Annotated in this window: 13 protein-coding genes; 5 read left to right on the forward strand and 8 right to left on the reverse strand. The window is 71.0% G+C overall.

Annotation, left to right across the window (positions count from 1 at the left end; all coding sequences use genetic code 11):
• The first annotated feature begins 26 nt into the window (after window positions 1-26).
• Entirely contained in the window at window positions 27-827 is an 801-nt protein-coding gene (locus ACWD12_RS16835; RefSeq protein WP_450100139.1) for a TetR/AcrR family transcriptional regulator, read from the forward strand.
• Window positions 828-914: 87 nt separating this feature from the next.
• On the opposite strand, the gene ACWD12_RS16840 is transcribed toward ACWD12_RS16835, so the two are convergent.
• The 6 genes from ACWD12_RS16840 to eccD form a co-directional block, all read right to left on the reverse strand.
• Window positions 915-1,361, reverse strand: coding sequence for a hypothetical protein (locus ACWD12_RS16840; RefSeq protein WP_358353968.1), 447 nt, complete (start codon window positions 1,359-1,361; stop codon window positions 915-917).
• A 13-nt stretch (window positions 1,362-1,374) separates the two neighbouring features.
• Complete coding sequence (gene dapB, locus ACWD12_RS16845; protein ID WP_358353965.1) at window positions 1,375-2,136, reverse strand: 4-hydroxy-tetrahydrodipicolinate reductase; 762 nt, start codon at window positions 2,134-2,136, stop codon at window positions 1,375-1,377.
• Between the two features lie 58 nt (window positions 2,137-2,194).
• Window positions 2,195-3,553: a M16 family metallopeptidase gene (locus ACWD12_RS16850; protein WP_358353963.1), complete on the reverse strand. Its 1,359-nt coding sequence runs from the start codon at window positions 3,551-3,553 to the stop codon at window positions 2,195-2,197.
• Window positions 3,550-5,799, reverse strand: coding sequence for a polyribonucleotide nucleotidyltransferase (locus ACWD12_RS16855; RefSeq protein ID WP_358353961.1), 2,250 nt, complete (start codon window positions 5,797-5,799; stop codon window positions 3,550-3,552). Before ACWD12_RS16855 ends, ACWD12_RS16850 begins: the two co-directional genes overlap by 4 nt.
• 301 nt (window positions 5,800-6,100) lie before the next feature.
• The gene (rpsO, locus tag ACWD12_RS16860; RefSeq protein ID WP_358353991.1) at window positions 6,101-6,388 is read right to left on the reverse strand and encodes a 30S ribosomal protein S15; all 288 of its coding nucleotides are present in this window, start codon (window positions 6,386-6,388) and stop codon (window positions 6,101-6,103) included.
• Between the two features lie 183 nt (window positions 6,389-6,571).
• Window positions 6,572-8,017 (reverse strand): type VII secretion integral membrane protein EccD, encoded by a 1,446-nt coding sequence (gene eccD, locus ACWD12_RS16865; RefSeq protein WP_450100140.1) that lies wholly within the window; start codon window positions 8,015-8,017, stop codon window positions 6,572-6,574.
• A gap of 334 nt (window positions 8,018-8,351) precedes the next feature.
• Here eccD and eccCa point away from each other — a divergent pair, with 334 nt between their 5' ends.
• From eccCa to ACWD12_RS16885, 4 genes are read left to right on the forward strand one after another with little or no spacing between them, the layout of a single operon-like run.
• On the forward strand, window positions 8,352-12,320 hold the full coding sequence (eccCa, locus tag ACWD12_RS16870) for a type VII secretion protein EccCa (protein WP_450100141.1): 3,969 nt from the start codon (window positions 8,352-8,354) through the stop codon (window positions 12,318-12,320).
• Window positions 12,321-12,345: 25 nt separating this feature from the next.
• Entirely contained in the window at window positions 12,346-12,771 is a 426-nt protein-coding gene (locus ACWD12_RS16875) for a hypothetical protein (RefSeq protein WP_450100142.1), read from the forward strand.
• Between the two features lie 7 nt (window positions 12,772-12,778).
• Window positions 12,779-14,950 carry a hypothetical protein gene (locus ACWD12_RS16880; protein ID WP_450100143.1) on the forward strand — a complete coding sequence of 724 codons (2,172 nt, stop codon included), beginning with the start codon at window positions 12,779-12,781 and terminating at the stop codon, window positions 14,948-14,950.
• Window positions 14,947-16,029, forward strand: a complete 1,083-nt coding sequence (locus ACWD12_RS16885) for a hypothetical protein (RefSeq protein WP_450100144.1) — start codon at window positions 14,947-14,949, stop codon at window positions 16,027-16,029. Before ACWD12_RS16880 ends, ACWD12_RS16885 begins: the two co-directional genes overlap by 4 nt.
• A 4-nt stretch (window positions 16,030-16,033) precedes the next feature.
• Here the strand turns inward: ACWD12_RS16885 and ACWD12_RS16890 are convergent, their stop codons facing one another.
• Both ACWD12_RS16890 and ACWD12_RS16895 read right to left on the reverse strand, forming a co-directional pair.
• The gene (locus tag ACWD12_RS16890; RefSeq protein ID WP_450100258.1) at window positions 16,034-17,365 is read right to left on the reverse strand and encodes a GH1 family beta-glucosidase; all 1,332 of its coding nucleotides are present in this window, start codon (window positions 17,363-17,365) and stop codon (window positions 16,034-16,036) included.
• Window positions 17,366-17,449: 84 nt separating this feature from the next.
• Window positions 17,450-18,193 (reverse strand): hypothetical protein, encoded by a 744-nt coding sequence (locus ACWD12_RS16895; protein WP_450100145.1) that lies wholly within the window; start codon window positions 18,191-18,193, stop codon window positions 17,450-17,452.
• Window positions 18,194-18,195: the final 2 nt, after the last annotated feature.

Genomic DNA, 18,195 nt, shown 5'->3' on the forward strand with positions numbered 1-18,195 from the left:
TAAGACATGCGTCTTAACGTTGGCGCGTGACGCCGACCTCGAATCGCGCCCTGACGCGGGAGCGCCTGCTCCTGACCGCCGAACGCCTTTTCGCCGTTCACGGGATCGACGCGGTGTCGCTGCGCCAGATCAGTGTGGCGGCCGGGCAGCGCAACAATTCGGCGGCGCAGTACCACTTCGGCACGAAGGACGACCTGATTCGGGCGATCTTCGCGTTCCGGTTGGCGACGATCAACCGGCGCCGCGAGGAGATGGTGGACATCCTGGTGCGCGACGGGCGCACGGCGGATCTGCGGGCGCTGACCGAGGCGATGGTGCGTCCGCTGGCCGAGCAGATCGACGGGGGCGGCAGCTTTTATGTGCGGTTCCTGGCCCGTGTGCACCAGCACGCGGGGGCGTCGGTGTACGCGCTGCCCGCGATGGGCGTGGAGGGGAGCTCGACGCGGATCGGCCGGATGATCGGTGCCGCGCTGGTGCACCTGCCGTCGCTGGTACGGCGCAGCAGGCTCCAGTTGGGCGGGAGCCTGGCGGTGCACGCCATGGCCGACCGGGAGCAGCGGGTGCACGGGGGCATGCCCGAGGATGTGCTGCCGCCGCTGGTGTTCGTCGCGGATCTGGTGGACGCGGTCGTGGGCATCTTCTCGGCGCCGGTGTCGGAGGAGACGCTCGCGTCGATCGTGAGCACGGGGTGCGTGCCGGAGGACGAGGCGTGGGTCGCGGTGCGGCGCCCCGGGCGTGCGGAGCCGGGCTCCGTGGCGGCCGCCGCTCCGACCGCGGCCCCGACCGCGTCGCCGGATGGGCAGGCGGGCCGGTTCGCGGCCGGCTGAGGCCGACACGTACGCACGGCAACCGACGCGCTCGCGGCGCAAGTGCGACGCAGCGGCGGTGTCGCCGGTGGCCGCGCCCTCGGGTGGTCAGGCCCGTTCGGCGCGGTGCAGCTTGATGGCCTTGAGCATGGCCTTGCGCCCGCGCGCGTTGTCGCGTGCGTCGGAGTACGCGACGGCAAGCCGGTACCACGTACGCCAGTTCTCCGGGTCCGCCTCCGTCTCCGCCTTCCGCTTGGCGAAGATTTCGTCCGCGCTGGCGCGGTCGATGCGGCCTCCCGGCGTACGCTCCAGCTCGTCGGCCGGCAGCTCTCCCTCGGCCTCCAGCTCCCGCGCCAGCTGCTGCATGGTGAATCCGAAGCGCAGCTCGCGCCAGATGTACCAGACTCCGATGACCGGGATGATCAGCACCCCGACGCCGAGCGCCATCATGGTGAGCCGGCCGTCCTTGATCGCGAGGACGCCGCGGCTGCCGACGAGCAGCACGTAGAAGACGAGGACGCCGATCAGGACGAGGGCTGTGACGCGTTGCTTCACGGGCGGGTTGTCCTCACGTCCGCGGGTCCAGGTCGAGGAAGTGTTCGAGCCCGAGCGTGAGGCCCGGGGCGCCGCCCACGCGTCGCACGCCGAGGACCACGCCGGGCATGAAGGAGGTGCGGTCGAACGAGTCGTGGCGGATGGTGAGCATCTCGCCGGCGTCGCCGAGCAGGACCTCCTGGTGGGCGACCAGACCGCGCAGCCGGACCGCGTGCACCGGGATGCCGTCGACCCGGGCGCCGCGGGCGCCGTCGGGGTCGTCGGTCGTGGCGTCCGGCACGGCGGGGAGGTCGGCGGCGGAGCGGGCCTCGGCGATCATCTCGGCGGTACGCCGCGCCGTGCCGCTCGGCGCGTCCACCTTGTTCGGGTGGTGCAGCTCGACGATCTCGACCGACTCGTAGTAGCGCGCCGCCTTCGCCGCGAACTGCATCATCAGGACCGCGCCGATGCCGAAGTTGGGGGCGATCAGCACGCCGACCGACGGCGCGTCGGCGAGCCACCCGCGGATGGTGTCGAGACGGTCCGGGGTGAAGCCGCTGGTGCCGACGACGGCGTGGATGCCGTTGCGCACGCAGAACTCCAGGTTGCCCATGACGACGCCCGGATGGGTGAAGTCGACGACGACCTCGGTGCCGGCCTCGGTGAGCGTCTCGAGGGCGTCGTCCTGGTCGACGCGCGCCACCAGCTCCAGCCCCTCGGCCGCCTCGACGGCACGGCACGCCTCGGCGCCCATGCGGCCCTTGGCGCCGGTCACGGCGACCCGCAGCGCGGTCATGTCTCTTGCTCCTGTCTTCGCTGTCCGGTGTGCCCGCCGGTCGGGCGTCGCCGAGAGGTCAGGCCACCGCCCCGGCGAACGCGCCGGGGTCGGGGAAGGGGCCGACCAGGGCCAGCGTAGGACGTGCCCCGAGGATGTCCCGCGCCACCTCCCGGACCTGCTCCGCGGTGACCGCACCGATGATCGCGAGCTGCTCGTCGACCGAGAGGTGGTCGCCGTAGACCAGTTCGCTCTTGCCGATGCGGCTCATGCGGGACCCGGAGTCCTCCAGGCCGAGGACGAGCGAGCCGTGCAATTGGCCGATGGCGCGCTGCAGTTCCTCGTCGGTGATGCCGTCCGCGGCGACCTTGGCGAGTTCCTCGCGGCAGATGCGCAGCACTTCGTGGACCTTGCCGGGGAGGCAGCCCGCGTAGATGCCGAACATGCCCAGGTCGGCGTACGCGGCGGTGTAGGAGTACACGGAGTACGCCAGGCCGCGCTTCTCCCGGACCTCCTGGAACAGCCGCGAGCTCATCCCGCCGCCGAGCGCCGCGTTGAGCACCGCCAGCGCGAAGCGCCGGTCGTCGGAGCGCGAGACGCCGGGCATGCCCAGGACGAGGTGGGCCTGCTCGGTCGGGCGCTCGAGGATGCGTACGGTACCCCCGCCGCGAATGGTCCGCTCGCCGCCCCGCGGCGCCGCGGGCATCGCGTCGGCGTCGGCCACGACGTCGGCGAACGCCTTCTTGACCAGCCGCACGACCTTGCCGTGGTCGACGTTGCCGGCCGCGGTGACCACCATGTTCGGCGGCCGGTAGCGCCGCCGGTAGTAGCCCGCGATCTGGGGCCGGGTCAGGGAGTTGATCGAGTCGACGGTGCCCAGGACCGGGCGCCCGAGCGGGGCGTCGCCGAGCAGGGCCTCGGAGAACAGCTCGTGCACCAGGTCGCCCGGGTCGTCCTCGTTCATGGCGATCTCTTCGAGGATGACGCCGCGCTCGCTGTCGACGTCCTCGGCGCGGATCAGCGACGAGGTCACCATGTCGGAGACCACGTCGATGGCCAGCGGCAGGTCGGTGTCGAGGACACGTGCGTAGTAGCACGTGTACTCCTTCGAGGTGAACGCGTTCATCTCGCCGCCGACCGCGTCGAGCGCCGCCGAGATCTCCAGGGCGTCGCGCTTGGCGGTGCCCTTGAAGAGCAGGTGCTCGAGGTAGTGCGTGGCGCCGGCCAGCGCGGGCGTCTCGTCGCGCGAGCCGATGCCGACCCAGATGCCGAAGGTGGCCGAGCGTACGCCCGGCATCGCCTCGGTGATCACGCGCAGCCCGCCGGGCAGGACGGTCCGGCGGACTATGCCGCCGTCCTCGCCCTTGAGCAGGGTCTTGGTAGAGCCCGGCCGCTGCGCGTACGCGGCGACCGGGCTCTTGGCTACCGTCCTGGTCACTTGGCGGAGTCGTCCCCGGCCTTGTCACCGGCTGCGTCCGCGGCCTTGTCGTCGGCCGAGTCCTCGCCCTCGACGACCGGCACCAGCGACAGCTTGCCGCGCTGGTCGATCTCGGCGATCTCGACCTGGACCTTGTCGCCGACCTTGACGACGTCCTCGACGTTCTCGACGCGCTTGCCGCCCGCCATCTTGCGCAGCTGCGAGACGTGCAGCAGGCCGTCCTTGCCGGGCATGAGCGAGACGAACGCGCCGAAGGTCGTGGTCTTGACGACCGTGCCCAGGTAGCGCTCGCCGACCTCGGGCATCGTCGGGTTCGCGATCTGGTTGATCACGTTCCGCGCGGCCTCGGCCGAGGTGCCGTTGACGGCGCCGATGTAGATCGTGCCGTCGTCCTCGATGGTGATGTCGGCGCCGGTGTCGTCCTGGATCTGGTTGATCATCTTGCCCTTCGGGCCGATGACCTCGCCGATCTTGTCCACCGGGATCTTGACGGTGATGATGCGCGGCGCGAACTCGGACATCTCGTCCGGGACGTCGATCGCCTCGTTCATCACGTCGAGGATGTGCAGGCGGGCGTCCTTGGCCTGCTTCAGCGCGGCGGCCAGCACCGAGGCCGGGATGCCGTCGAGCTTGGTGTCGAGCTGGAGCGCGGTGACGAACTCCTTGGTGCCGGCGACCTTGAAGTCCATGTCGCCGTACGCGTCCTCGGCACCGAGGATGTCGGTCAGCGTGACGTACTCGGTCTTGCCGTCGACGTCGTCGGAGATGAGGCCCATCGCGATGCCCGCGACCGGCGCCTTGAGCGGCACACCGGCGTTGAGCAGCGACATCGTGGACGCGCAGACCGAGCCCATCGAGGTCGAGCCGTTGGAGCCGAGCGCCTCGGACACCTGGCGGATCGCGTACGGGAACTCCTCGCGCGTCGGCAGCACCGGCAGCAGCGCGCGCTCGGCGAGCGCGCCGTGGCCGATCTCGCGGCGCTTGGGCGAGCCCACGCGGCCGGTCTCGCCGACCGAGTACGGCGGGAAGTTGTAGTTGTGCATGTAGCGCTTGCGCGTCTCGGGGTTCAGCGTGTCGATCATCTGCTCCATGCGGAGCATGTTGAGCGTGGTGACACCCAGGATCTGGGTCTCGCCGCGCTCGAAGAGCGCCGAGCCGTGCACGCGCGGGATGACCTCGACCTCGGCCGCGAGGGTGCGGATGTCGGTCAGGCCGCGGCCGTCGATGCGGACCTTGTCGCGCAGCACCCGCTGGCGGACCAGCTTCTTGGTGAGCGCGCGGAACGCGCCGCCGATCTCCTTCTCGCGGCCCTCGAACTGCGGCAGCAGCTTCTCGGCGGCGAGGTCCTTGACGCGGTCGAGCTCGGTCTCGCGGGCCTGCTTGCCGGCGATGGTGAGCGCGGCGGACAGCTCGTCGGAGACGGCGGACGACAGGGCCTCGAACACGTCGTCCTGGTAGTCCAGGAACACCGGGTACTCGGCGGTCTCCTTGGCGGCCTTCTCGGCGACCTGGAGCTGCGCGGCGCAGAGCGCCTTGATGAAGGGCTTGGACGCTTCCAGGCCCTCGGCGACGATCTCCTCGGTCGGCGCGCCGGCGCCGCCCTTGACGAGCTCAATCGTGGAGGTCGTGGCCTCGGCCTCCACCATCATGATGGCGACGTCGCCGTCGGCCAGGACGCGGCCCGCGACGACCATGTCGAAGACCGCGCGCTCCAGCTCGGAGTGCGTCGGGAACGCCACCCACTGGCCGTCGATCAGCGCGACGCGGACGCCGCCGATCGGGCCGGAGAACGGCAGACCGGCCAGCTGCGTCGACATGGAGGCCGCGTTGATCGCGACGACGTCGTACAGGTGATCGGGGTTGAGCGCCATGATCGTCGCGACGATCTGGATCTCGTTGCGCAGGCCCTTCTTGAAGGACGGGCGCAGCGGGCGGTCGATCAGGCGGCAGGTGAGGACGGCGTCCTCGGACGGGCGGCCCTCACGGCGGAAGAACGAGCCGGGGATCTTGCCCGCGGCGTACATGCGCTCCTCGACGTCCACCGTCAGGGGGAAGAAGTCGAGCTGGTCCTTCGGACGCTTCGAGGCGGTGGTGGCCGACAGCACCATGGTGTCGTCGTCCAGGTAGGCCACGGCCGAACCGGCGGCCTGGCGGGCCAGGCGTCCGGTCTCGAAGCGGATCGTACGGGTGCCGAAGCTGCCGTTGTCGATGACGGCTTCGGCGAAGGTCACATCGGTACCCTCCACGGGGCACCCTCCTCGTCACTTCAAGGGAGTGCGCGGTGTACGCGACGGGTCAGGCTCGGCCGGGCCGGTCTTCGATCGAAGCCACCGGGTCGGTTCCGGCTGATGTGCCGGGCCCCGGGGGCCACTACCGAGGACCGGCGCCTTGGGCCGACGCCTGCGCCGCGTGTGCGGCACTCCCGGTGGTTGAACTGCTTCGCCGCAGTGTGGTGTCACGCACCACACCGCTGCGTCACAGCCTACAAAAACTGTGTCCTGATACGGCGAAGGAGCGGCTCGGAGAGCCGCTCCTTCACTGTGCGGTTTAGCGAACGCCCGTCGAGCCGGCGCGGATGCCCAGGCGGACGATCAGCGAGCGGTAGCGCTCGATGTCGACCTTGGCCAGGTACTTCAGCAGGCGGCGGCGCTGACCGACGAGCAGCAGCAGGCCACGACGGCTGTGGTGGTCGTGCTTGTGCTGCTTCAGGTGCTCGGTGAGGTCGTTGATCCGGCGCGACAGCAGCGCGATCTGGACCTCGGGGGAGCCGGTGTCGCCGTCCTTGGTGGCGTACTCCGTCATGATCTGCTTCTTCGTTGCGGCGTCAAGCGACACTGCGTGCTCCATTCAGGTGAGAGTGTGAGTGCCCCCGGTCTTCTTCACGGGGGAACTTCGGTGACTCACTGCGCGCCGACCGGGCCGGCCCGTCGGAGGAATCCGCGGGAAAGATCCGGGCAGCACACACACCGGGCGCAAAGGTCCGGATGACACCACCCTAGCAGCCCACGGTCGGATGTCTCAGCCGGTGATGTTGCGAAGCGTGCTGTAGACGCCGAGGACGGCCAGGCACACGGGCACCATGGCGGTCAGGAGCATGCCTTCGAGGATGTCCATGGCTCGCCCCCAGAACGGGGAGAGGCCGCGCGCCGGGACGGTGATCGCGATCAGGCCGAGCAGCGCGCCGAACGCCGCGGTCGCCGCGTAGATCCAGTGCGGTCGCTCGGCGTCGAGGAAGTCCGTGTGCAGGGTCAGCCCGGCCGCCAGGAAGACCAGGGACAGCGCCCCGGCCGCCAACAGAAGCGTGACCTGCGCGGTGTGTGAGAAAAGCCGGGCGCGCGTCAGGAGCGCGACGGCGAGCGCGCCGGTGAGGATCTGGGCCCACAGAGAAGAGGAGTAGCCCAGTACGACGGCCGAGCCGGCGACGACGGTCGCGCAGGCGCCCACGAGGCCCGTCAGGATCTGGTGGCCGGCCCGGGCACGGGCGGCCAGGGCGCTGCGGTCCACCGGGTCGTCGGCGCTCGCCCGGGCCGCCGGAGGCGCGTCCGGGGGCAGGAATCCGATGGGCAGCCGGGCCAGGCGCAGCGACCACGACGGCAGGAACGCGACGGCGGCGAGGCCGGTGACACCGGCGACCGCGGCGGCGTCCCCCGGCGAGGCGTCGGCGGCGATCAGGCCGAACGCAGTGACCATGCCCGCCGCGGCGCCGCCCGCCCCCGCGACGTACACCGCGTTGCGCTGCGGGACCAGGACCGCGATCAGCGTCGACACCACCATCACCGAAGCGCAGGCGGCGAGGAACTGCACCCGGCCGGGACCCTCGCCGGCGGGCGGGTCGACGACGCCGAGGCCCGCGTAGAAGGCGTTGGGCAGCGCACCGAGGCCGAGGGCCGCCGCCGCGCCGTGGTCGTCGTACACCCGGGCCCGGACGCCCGCGACCACGGCGAGCAGCAGGGCGAGCGTGCCCGCGACGACTCCGGTGGCCGAGTTCGGGTCGGCGGTACGCCACAGCGCGACCGGCGCCAGGCACAGGAACGTCGCCGCGCCCGACAGCGCCGCGGTCCGCAGCAGATCGGGCGACCACAGGCGGTGGTCGGCGGTGACGGACGAGGCCACCGCGTCGACCACATCGTCGTAGACCGGTGGCGGCAGCGCGTCGGCGAGCGGTGTGAAGCGCAGCAGCGCGCCGTCGTGCACGGACTGCGCGCCCAGTCCGCGGGTGCTGTCCAGGAGCCCGCCGTCCATGCTCATGAGGCGGAACCCCGTTGGTGCGCCCGGGGATTGCACCTGTCCGGACAGCCGCAGGATCTCCGGGTAGAGGTCGGCGAGCGGGACTTCCTCGGGCAGCGCGACGTCCACGCGGCAGTCCGGTGCGACAATCGTGACCCGGACCAGTCCGGTCGAGATGGTGACGGCGGAAGGGGCCGATGCGCCCGGTGTTCCGACCGTGCCGACTGCGGTACTCACCCGGCGGCTCCCCGTGGCTTCCGGTGTGGACGGTGTCGCCGGGGCGCGTCCTGCGCCGACCGGCCGACGACGCAGCCTAACGGACCTTCGATTCCGTTCGCGCCGTGCGGGCACCGGAAGTTGCGCCGACCTGCGAGCCTGTGGCACCGGCGGCGCCAACCAGTAGTATCGGCCATCGCCCGGACGGTGCCGGTCACTTCGGCATCCGCCTGGGGTATGGAGACGACCCTGACGGGGTGGGTTGGTTCCAGTCCATCCGCCGTGTCCGGAAACGGATCCGCGCACCCCGGCCTGCCCGGCGATGCGAACACCAGGTGGATGGGGGCTGATTCGAGTGACCGTGGTGATCGTCAAGAGACCGCCGAGGGTGTTCCCGCCCGCGGTGCCGTCCGACGAACTGGTCCTCGAGGCGCCCCCGGAGCTCGAACGGCCGCAGGACCAGGGCTGGATGAACAGCCTGATGCCGATGATGACCATGCTCGGCTCGGCCGGGTTCCTGTTCATGCCCGGCGCGAACAAGATGATGTTCGTGATGGGCGGCATGATGATGGTGTCGTCGCTCGCGATGGTGATCGCCAACGTCGTACGCGCCCGCCGGGGCAACACGCCCGCGATGCTCGACGCCCGCCGCGACTACCTGCGCTACCTGGACCAGCAGCGCACCAAGGTACGCCGCACCGCGCGCCGCCAGCGCGGCGCGCAACTGTGGACGCACCCCGCCCCCGACCAGCTGTGGTCGGTCGTCGCGGGCGGCCGCCGCCTGTGGGAACGCCGGGCCGGGGACGCCGACTTCGCCCAGGTCCGGGTCGGCACCGGCCGCCAGCGCCTGGCCACGGCCCTGGTGGCGCCGCAGACCGCACCGCTCGACGACCTCGAACCGCTGTGCGCCGAGGCGATGCGGCGCTTCCTGCTGACCCAGTCCATGCTCGACGACCTGCCGATGGCGGTGTCGTTGCGGTCCTTCTACCACCTGACGCTGTCGGGCGACGAGGAGACCGTGTACGGCCTGGCGCGCGCGATGCTCGGCCAACTCACCACACTCCACTCCCCCGACGACGTGGTGGTCGCCGCGGCCGTGCACCGGTCCAGGGGGAAGAAGTGGGACTGGATCAAGTGGCTGCCGCATGCCCAGCACCCCAGGGAGTCGGACGGCGCGGGCGCGCTGCGCATGGTGGTCGACGACCTGGGCGAGGTCGAACGGCTGCTGGCCGACGAACTGACCAACCGCCCGCGCTTCACCGCCACCGGTGCGCCGGTGCTCGACCAGCCGCATGTGGTGGTGGTGCTGGACGGCGGGACGGTGCCGTCCGGTTCGGTGCTGGCCGGGTCGGAGGGCCTCCAGGGCGTCACCGTGCTGGAGATCGTCGCGGGTGACCTCGACGAGCTGCGCGGCGGCCTGGCGGTGGTCGCCGAGCCCGACCGGCTGGTGCTGGAGGCCGCGACGGGAACGGCGTACGAGGGCCGCCCCGACGTCCTCACGGAGCCCGACGCCGAGGCGCTGGCGCGCGGCTTGGCGCCGCTGCGGCTGTCCGGCGCGGACGGCGACGAACCCCTGCTGGCCAACCTCGACTTCACGGAACTCATGGGGGTGGGCGACGCCGCGTCGGTCGACGTGACGCGCACCTGGCGCCCGCGCGCACCGCACGATCGCCTGCGGGTGCCGATCGGGCTGGGCGAGAGCGGCGAGCCGGTTCTCCTGGACCTCAAGGAATCGGCCTTGGAGGGCATGGGTCCGCACGGCCTGTGCGTCGGGGCGACCGGTTCGGGCAAGTCGGAGCTGCTGCGCACGCTGGTGCTGGGGCTCGCGATGACGCACAGCTCGGAGATCCTCAACTTCGTGCTCGCGGACTTCAAGGGCGGTGCGACGTTTTCCGGGATGTCGGAGATGCCACATGTGGCGGCGGTCATCACCAACCTCGCCGACGACCTGACGCTCGTCGACCGTATGCGCGACTCGATCACGGGTGAGCTGACGCGGCGGCAGGAACTGCTGCGCGCCGCGGGCAACTACGCGAACATCCACGACTACGAGCGGGCGCGTTCCGCGGGGGCACCGCTGGAACCGCTGCCGTCGCTCGTGATCATCATCGACGAGTTCAGCGAACTTCTCACCGCCAAGCCGGATTTCATCGATATGTTCATCCAGATCGGGCGTATCGGCCGGTCGCTTGGCGTGCATTTGTTGCTGGCGTCGCAGCGGCTGGAGGAGGGGCGGCTGCGGGGGCTGGACACCTACCTGTCGTACCGGATCGGGCTGCGCACCTTCTCGGCGGCGGAGTCGCGGGCGGTGCTGGGGGTCCCGGACGCGTACCAGTTGCCCCCGGTGCCCGGGTCGGGGCTGCTGAAGTTCGACACGGAGTCGATGTCGCGCTTCAAGGCGGCGTACGTCTCCGGCCCCTACCGCAGCGCGAACCAGGGCGCGAGCCGTACCGGCGGCGCCCCTCAGCCCGTGCTCTTCACCAACGCGTGGACCCCCGAGGCCGCCTTCGTGCCGGCACACGCCCCCGCGCCGGCGCCGGACCCGGACCTGGCCGACCCGGGCACATCGTCCGCACTCGCGGACACGGTGCTCGACGTGATCGTGCGGCGCATGGCGGGGCAGGGTCCGCCCGCGCACCAGGTGTGGCTGCCGCCGCTGGGCGAATCACCCGCTCTGGACGCGCTGTTCACCTCCATCGCGCCGATCGCCGTGACGCCGGACCGCGGGCTCGCCGCGGCCGGGTGGGCGGGCAACGGGCGGCTGACGGCTCCGCTGGGCGTGGTCGACAAGCCGTTCGAGCAGCGCCGCGACCTGATGTACATCGACTTGTCCGGCGCGGCCGGACACGTGCTGATCGTGGGCGGCCCGCGCAGCGGCAAGAGCACACTCGCACGGACCCTGGTCGCCTCGCTGGCGCTCACCCACACTCCCGCCGAAGCGCAGTTCTACTGCCTGGACTTCGGCGGCGGCGGCCTCTCGTCGCTCAGCGAACTCCCGCACGTGGGCGGTGTCGCGGGGCGCCTCGACGCCGAGATGGTACGTCGCCTGGTGAGCGAGGTGGCGGGCATCGTCGACCGCCGCGAACAGCTCTTCCGCGCCCAGGGCATCGACTCGATCGCGACCTACCGCCAGCGCCGCGCGCGAGGGCTCTTGCCCGGCGAGGCGTGGGGCGACGTGTTCCTCGTCGTCGACGGCTGGACGACGGTCAAGAACGAGTTCGACGCGCTGGAGGCCACCGTCACCGAGATCGCCACGCGCGGTCTGGGCTACGGCGTGCACGTCGTGGTGACCGCGGGCCGGTGGCCGGAGTTGCGGCCCGCCCTCAAGGACCAGATCCAGACTCGCCTCGAACTGCGGCTCGGGGAACCGATGGAGTCGGAGGTGGACCGGCGCGTCGCGGTCAACGTGCCGACCGACGCGCCCGGCCGCGGCCTCACTCCCGACGGCATGCACTTCCTCGCCGCGCTGCCGCGCGCGGACGGTACGGGTGACGCGTCCGATCTCGCCGACGGCGCCGCGGATTTCGTCGCCCGGGTCAAGGCGGCGTGGACGGGCGCCCCCGCGCCACGGGTACGCATGCTGCCGCGCCTGCTGCCGTACGAGCAGTTGCCGACCCCCGACGCCGTCCCGGGCCACGCGGTGCCCATCGGCATCGACGAGGCCGCGCTCGAACCGGTGTTCCTCGACTTCACCGCGGATCCCAGCTTCGTGCTGTTCGGCGAGAGCGAGTCGGGCAAGAGCGGGTTCCTGCGTACCGTCGCCCGCGGCATCAGCGAGCGCTTCACGCCCGCCGAAGCGCGCATCATCGCCGTCGACTACCGCCGTTCCCTGCTGGGCGCGGTCCCGGAGACCCACCTGCTGCACTATGTCGCCGCGAACCCGGCGCTCGGCCCCGCCGTCGCCCAGGTCTGCGACTCCCTCAGCCGCCGCATCCCCGGCCCCGAGGTCACCCAGGAGCAATTGCGCAACCGCAGTTGGTGGTCGGCCCCCGACGTGTACTTCCTCATCGACGACTACGACCTCGTCGCCTCGTCCTCCGGCAACCCGCTCGCGCCGCTCCTCGAATACCTCCCGCTGGCCCGCGACGTCGGCCTGCACCTGGTGATCGCCCGCGGCTCCGGCGGCGCGAGCCGGGCGCTCTACGAACCCGTCATGCAGAAGCTCCTCGACCTCGGCACCGGCGGCCTCCTCCTGTCCGGAAACCGTGACGAAGGCCCGCTGATCGGTGGCGTACGGCCCACCCGGCTCCCTCCGGGTCGCGGCCAGTTGATCTCCCGCCGTCGCGGCACCCAGATGATCCAGACGGCCTGGCTCCCCCACTGACCGAGCACCAGAACCGGAGGCACAAATGCCCGAGCTCGACCCGGTCCTCGACGCGTGGCTCATCGACCCGGCCGCCCCACCCACCGCCCGACCCCTCGACGCCCCGGCCGAACCGGCGGAGACGCACCTTCTCTCCGCGCAGGAGCCGGGCGCCGGCGGCGGCCGGGTACTGGTGACCGCGGACACGCTGCACGCCTCGGCCTTCGCGTTGCAAGCCCTCCGCGCCGAGGTCCAGGCAGACGTCCAGGCGGCCGTCAACGCCACCGCCGACGAGGCGGTCTTTCGCGGACTCGAACTCGCCAAGGCCCTGGAACAGGTGCAGAAACGCTGGGGCGAGAAGCTCGCCCACTTGACCTCGACCATGGACGAATACGTGGGCAAGCTCCATGACAACGCGAACAAGTGGAAGCAAGCCGACGACGGCAACGCCACCACACTGACGGTCATCTGAGGCCCGGATGCTGACCTTCCAAGAACTCGCCGACGTGGACCTCACCGTCATCGACAGCACTGCCGAAGGCTGGGAACGCCTGGCCAAGGCGATGACCGGCGACCAGGAGCGCTGCCTCCGGGACGTCATCGCGCCATTGGACTTCGGCGCCTGGACCGGCAAGGACGCCGACACGGCGCTCAAGATGCTCCGCGTATTCGCCGCCCAGTTGGAGGCCGCGCGCATCGAGGCGGCGGCCAACGCGGCGATCCTCCGCGAGGCGCAGACAGTACTGGCCGAATGCAAGCTGGGCATGATCACGGCCCTGCGCGACGTCCAGGCGAACGGCCTCACCCTCAAACCCGACGGCAGCCTGTCGTGGAGCGCGCCCGACGACCTCGCCGACCGACAGAAGTCGGAGACGGCTCGCCAGATCAGCGCGCGGATGACATCCCTGCTGCAGAAGGCCGTCGACGCGGACGTCCTCGCCGCCACGACGCTCCTCGCCAACGTCAACTGGAACGACGCGAAGGGCGCCCCGAAGAACGACTTCAACGCCGGGTCCCTGGGCGCCGACCCGGCGGCCGACGCCCAACGTACGGCCACTCTGCTGGCGAAGCTGAGCAAGGACGGCACGCTGACCGCGAGCGAAGCGGACATCGTACGGACGACGCTGACGCAGAATGCCGGGAACGCGGAGTTCTCGACCACCATGCTGAAGCAGGTGGGCCCGGAAGGCCTGGTGAAGGCGAACCTGTCGCTGTCCCAGTTCCAGCCGGTCCAGAGCAAAAGCGACCCGAGGCTTGAGGACTTCAAACAGATACAGACACTTCTCGGTGGCCATCTGGCGACCGCAAGCCCCTTACTTGCCAAGGACAATGCCTGGATGGCGGGCTACCGGGCGGCCGGCGAACAGAAGTTCCAGATCTCGGCCAAGGACGGTTCGGCCATGACCGACGTCTACGGATACCAGGTGTTCGGCACATTGCTGGGCCAGGGAACGTACGACAAGGACTTCCTGCTCACCACCGCCGAGGACATCCGGCAGTTCGAGAACAAGAACGGCGGATCTTCCGTGTGGGGCAAGACCGCCGCCCCGCAGCCGCAGTTCCCGCTCAACCTCAACCTGAACGGCGCCGATCCCAAATCCGCCCTGGACCCCATGGCGGGCGTGCTCACCGGGTTCAAGAACAACCCGGATGCGTCCACGGCGTATTTCGACGACAAGCCGGACCGGCTCCCCGACGGCCGTGAAGTCACCGCCACCGGTGAAGCCAAGATCAAGTACCTGCTCGAGAACAACAGCGGCAGCCCCTCGGTGGACGCGGCGCGCCAGGACACCCTCGGGCAGGCGCTCGTGTCAGCCACGACCGGCCCGCCGGGCAGCCCCGAACTCGCCGAGCAGCGCGTCGGCATCCTCGAGACCACGATCAACACCTTCGCCGAGAAGGGCACTCCCGAGCCGCTGAAGGACAGCGTCGTCGACATGCTGTCCGGGAACGCGGAGTCGTTGAACGCCGCGCTGACCCAGGCACGGTCCGAGGACAAGGGCCCGACGATGCCGATCGACCACGGTCCGCTGGCGGAGATTTCGCGCGGCGACATGACCAAGGTGCTGAGCGAGGTCGCCTCGGATCCCGGCAACATCGAGACCCTCAAGAAAGTCCAGGAGGGTTACACGTACGCCACTCTCGACCAGGTGAACGCCCGTGCCGACGTTTCACCGCAGGACAAGGCCACGTCTCTGAAAGACGTCATGTACTCCTCCTCGGAGGCGTTCGGCATCATGGACAGCGTGGTTGCCCAGGACATACGGGCGACCGACGAGAACACCAAGGCGGACGGCGAGAAGGGCAACGCGCAGATCGCCATGTGGACCGGGCTCGCCATCGACACGACGACCACTGTCGTCAGTGCGAGCGCCGTCGCGGCAAATCCGGTCGTCGGTGTCCCCGTCACGCTGGGCGCGACGTATGTGAACGCGTGGGTGGGCGACTTCCTGGGAGCGTCCAACAATTCCTCTGACGCGGACGCACGGGTCTCCGAGGTGTACACCAACGGCGCCGCGTACTCCGAAGGCGTCATGACGACTTGGGCGGAGCAGCACCCCGAGTCCGGCGTGAGCCCGCACACCGCGAACAACCAGGCGCATTCCGGATTCACCTCCGGTGACCAGAGCGCCCGGAACGAGTCCGGATGAGCGGCGGGAGCGGTTGGACGAAGGGGCGCAGCGTGCTGGTCGCCGCGGTGACCGCGTTGGCGGCGGCCGCGGCCGTACTGCTGGTGGTCCGGCCGTGGGACGGAGATGACGGAGGCACGGCACTGGCGGATCGGGTGTGTTGGGGATCCGTGGAGACTCGGCGGGTGTTGGGGGTGTTGCCTGAGGGGTCGTACGAGCACTCGGAGACGGCGGACACGCGCTATCCCTCGACCGACGCGCGGTGCACGTTGCGTTTGCCGGACTCCGAGCCCGGTGACCGGAGCTTCGCCTTCTACACGGGAACGCTGCTGGGGCAGACCGATCCGCCGTTCCTGGAGTTCGGCGAGGGCGTCGGGGCCGGGTACCGGACGGCCGGAGTGTCCGACGAGATCATCGTCGCGGACCACCAGGCGTGGACGGTCCTCCCCCGGTGCCACGGCGCGGATACCGGCGAGGAGCCGATGATCGCCACCGTGATCGCCCGGGACCGGGCCGCCGAGACCAAGCCGCCCGAGAGTGTGGACGCCGCCGATCACCTCGTCGCCGGGCGGCCCGGTGCCGCACGGGAGTTGGTGGGCTTGCTGGCCGACATCGTCAACGGGCTGCGTGCGCGGGCGGGATGCGACGGGCCGCAGCTCGTCGCCACCGACCTCCACGGCACGGTGGAGCAGACCGCCGCACCGGGCGGCGCGGGCACGGCTTGCGGTGCCGACGGAGTGGGACTGGCCCGGCGTCCCGGAGCGAGTTGGGCGGTGACGACGGCGCAGTCCCCGACATGGTCGGAGTGCGTCATACGGACCGCCCCGGACGGCGCCGTGGTGTTGAGGTACGTCCAACTCCGCGGAGTGTTGGCGAACCTGCTGGAACCGCCGCCGACGGAGCGCTTCAAGGACGACGGCGGCTCGCGCGGGGACCGGACCTACATCGGCGCCACACAGTGCGGCGGCGTCCCGGTGATCGACACCATGCGCCTGGGCACCGACCTGCAGACGGCCGACGGCCGACCGCTGGAGACCGAGCGCGCCTTCCTCGCCCTGTCCGAGACCTTCGCCGGGCGCGCGGGCTGCGCCGCCAAGTAGCCGGTCAGCGCATGGCGGCCACCAGGTCGCGGTACCAGTGGGCCGATGCCTTGGGGGTGCGCTTCCCGGTGGCGAAGTCGACGTGGACCAGGCCGAAGCGCTGGTGGTAGCCCTCGGCCCATTCGAAGTTGTCGAGGAGGGACCAGACCAGGTAGCCGCGTACGTCGACCCCGGCGGCGCGGGCGGCGGCCACAGCGCGAATGTGGCTGTCGAGGTAAGCGATGCGCTCGGGGTCCGGGACGCCGGTGTCCGAGGGCCCCGGGTCGGGGTCCGGGTAGGAGCACCCGTTCTCGGTGATGTAGACGGGCGGGAGGTCGTACCGCGTGTTGAGGTCGACCAGGAGATCGGTCAGGCCCTCGGGGACGACGGGCCAGTCGAAGCCGGTCCGCGGGACTCCGGTAATCCCGGCGTCGGTGAACGGGAGGGCGGCGTCGGGCCCTTCGGGGGCGGCGATGCGCGTGGGGTTGTAGTAGTTGACGCCGAAGCCGTCCAGCGGCGCGGAGATCAGGCCGAGGTCGCCGTCGGCGACTCCGGGGACCTCCGACACGCCATACGCGGTCAGGTCGGGGTAGCGGCCCTCGAACACGGGGTCGAGGAACAGCCGGTTGTGCAGGGCGTCGTAGGCGTCCGCGGCGGCGATGTCGGCCGGATCGGCGGACGCCGGCCGTACGGGTGTGTGGTTGTTGGTCAACAGGATCCGGGTCGCTCCCGCGGCCCGCAGCGCGGCGGTGCCGAGGCCGTGCGCGAGCAGCAGGTGGTGAGCGGCCGGAAGGGCGTCCATCAGCAGGGCCTTGCCGGGGGCGTGGACCCCGAGCGCGTACCCGAACGCCATCTGCACGAAAGGCTCGTTGAGGGTGGTCCAGTGGGCGACGCGATCGCCGAGGCGGGCGTGCACGAGCTGCGCGTAGTCGGCGAAGCGGAAGGCGGTGTCGCGCACCAACCAGCCGCCCGCGTCCTCCAGTTCCTGCGGAAGGTCCCAGTGGTGCAGTGTGAGGAACGGCGTGATGCCGTGCGCGGCCAGTTCGTCGACCAGCCGGTCGTAGAAGTCCAGCCCCTTGGCGTTGGGCGTGCCCGTGCCGCCGGGCTGGACACGCGGCCATGAGACCGAGAACCGATAGGCGTTCAGGCCGAGTTCGGCCATGATCGCGACGTCTTCGCGGTAGCGGTGGTAGTGGTCGCAGGCCACCTCGCCGGTGTGGCCGTCGCGGACCCTGCCGGGTTCGGCGCAGAAGGTGTCCCAGGTGGAGCGCCCCCGGCCGTCCTCGTCGACCGACCCCTCGATCTGGTAGGCGGCGGTCGCCGTGCCCCACAGGAAGTCCGCGGGGAATCGCGGCATCGGCTCCATGTGCACCTCCGGTCGGTCGCCGACGCCGGCCCTCGCGTGCGGCCGGAGACGTCGGCAAACCGGCCGGTACGGACGCTACTTAACCGCGTTCAGCTTGTCGATCTGCTTCGCCACCAGGGCCGCGTCCGGCAGGCGGCCCGGTCCTCCGGCGGTGTCGGCGACGGCGAAGTCGGCGAGGGTGTCCCCGACCCGGGCGATGACGTAGTGCGCGGTGACCTCCTGGCCGTCCGCCGTGGTGACGAGCTTGACCGCGAGGGACTCCTCGCCGTACGCCGGCGCGGGCACCCTCGCGGCGGTGTACGAGACGCGGTCGCCGGCGTCCGTCCTGCCGGTGAACGCCGCGCAGTTGGGCAGCACGGCGAGGCCCTGGCCGAGGAGCTGGGAGGCGTACCCGACGGGGAACGAGGCGAGCAGGACGACCACCACCTCCGCACCGCCCCGGGAAGTGGTGATCATGGCGCTCGCGGTGCCGACCGGGGTGTCCTCGTTCGCCTGCACGCCGAGGAGGTCCATCACCGGCCTGCACGCCGGATCTTCGGTGACCGTGGTCTCGGTGTCGGGCCGGTCGGACGTGGTGACGGTCGTGCCGTCGGTGAAGTCCGCGGTGGTGACGAGCACGGCCTTCAACTGCTCGGAGGTCGGCGGCGCAGGCGACTTGGAGTTGCCCGACGCGCCCGGGGAGTCGCCTTCGCACGCCGCCGCGCCCGTGACGAGCAGCATGAGCGCGGTCGCGAGTCCGACTGCCGTGCCCGCCCGCCGCGCACGCCGCGCGGTGTGCCGCCGAGCACCCGTTCGGTCGCGTCTGCGGGACGGCTGCATGG

The organism is Streptodolium elevatio (assembly GCF_053592165.1).

Coding starts and splice junctions, on each gene's coding strand:
- dapB (WP_358353965.1), bottom strand. CDS start 2,136: ATGACCGCGCTGCGGGTCGCCGTGACCGGCGCCAAGGGCCGCATGGGC.
- ACWD12_RS16875 (WP_450100142.1), top strand. CDS start 12,346: ATGCCCGAGCTCGACCCGGTCCTCGACGCGTGGCTCATCGACCCGGCC.
- ACWD12_RS16880 (WP_450100143.1), top strand. CDS start 12,779: ATGCTGACCTTCCAAGAACTCGCCGACGTGGACCTCACCGTCATCGAC.
- ACWD12_RS16885 (WP_450100144.1), top strand. CDS start 14,947: ATGAGCGGCGGGAGCGGTTGGACGAAGGGGCGCAGCGTGCTGGTCGCC.
- ACWD12_RS16890 (WP_450100258.1), bottom strand. CDS start 17,365: ATGCCGCGATTCCCCGCGGACTTCCTGTGGGGCACGGCGACCGCCGCC.
- ACWD12_RS16895 (WP_450100145.1), bottom strand. CDS start 18,193: ATGCAGCCGTCCCGCAGACGCGACCGAACGGGTGCTCGGCGGCACACC.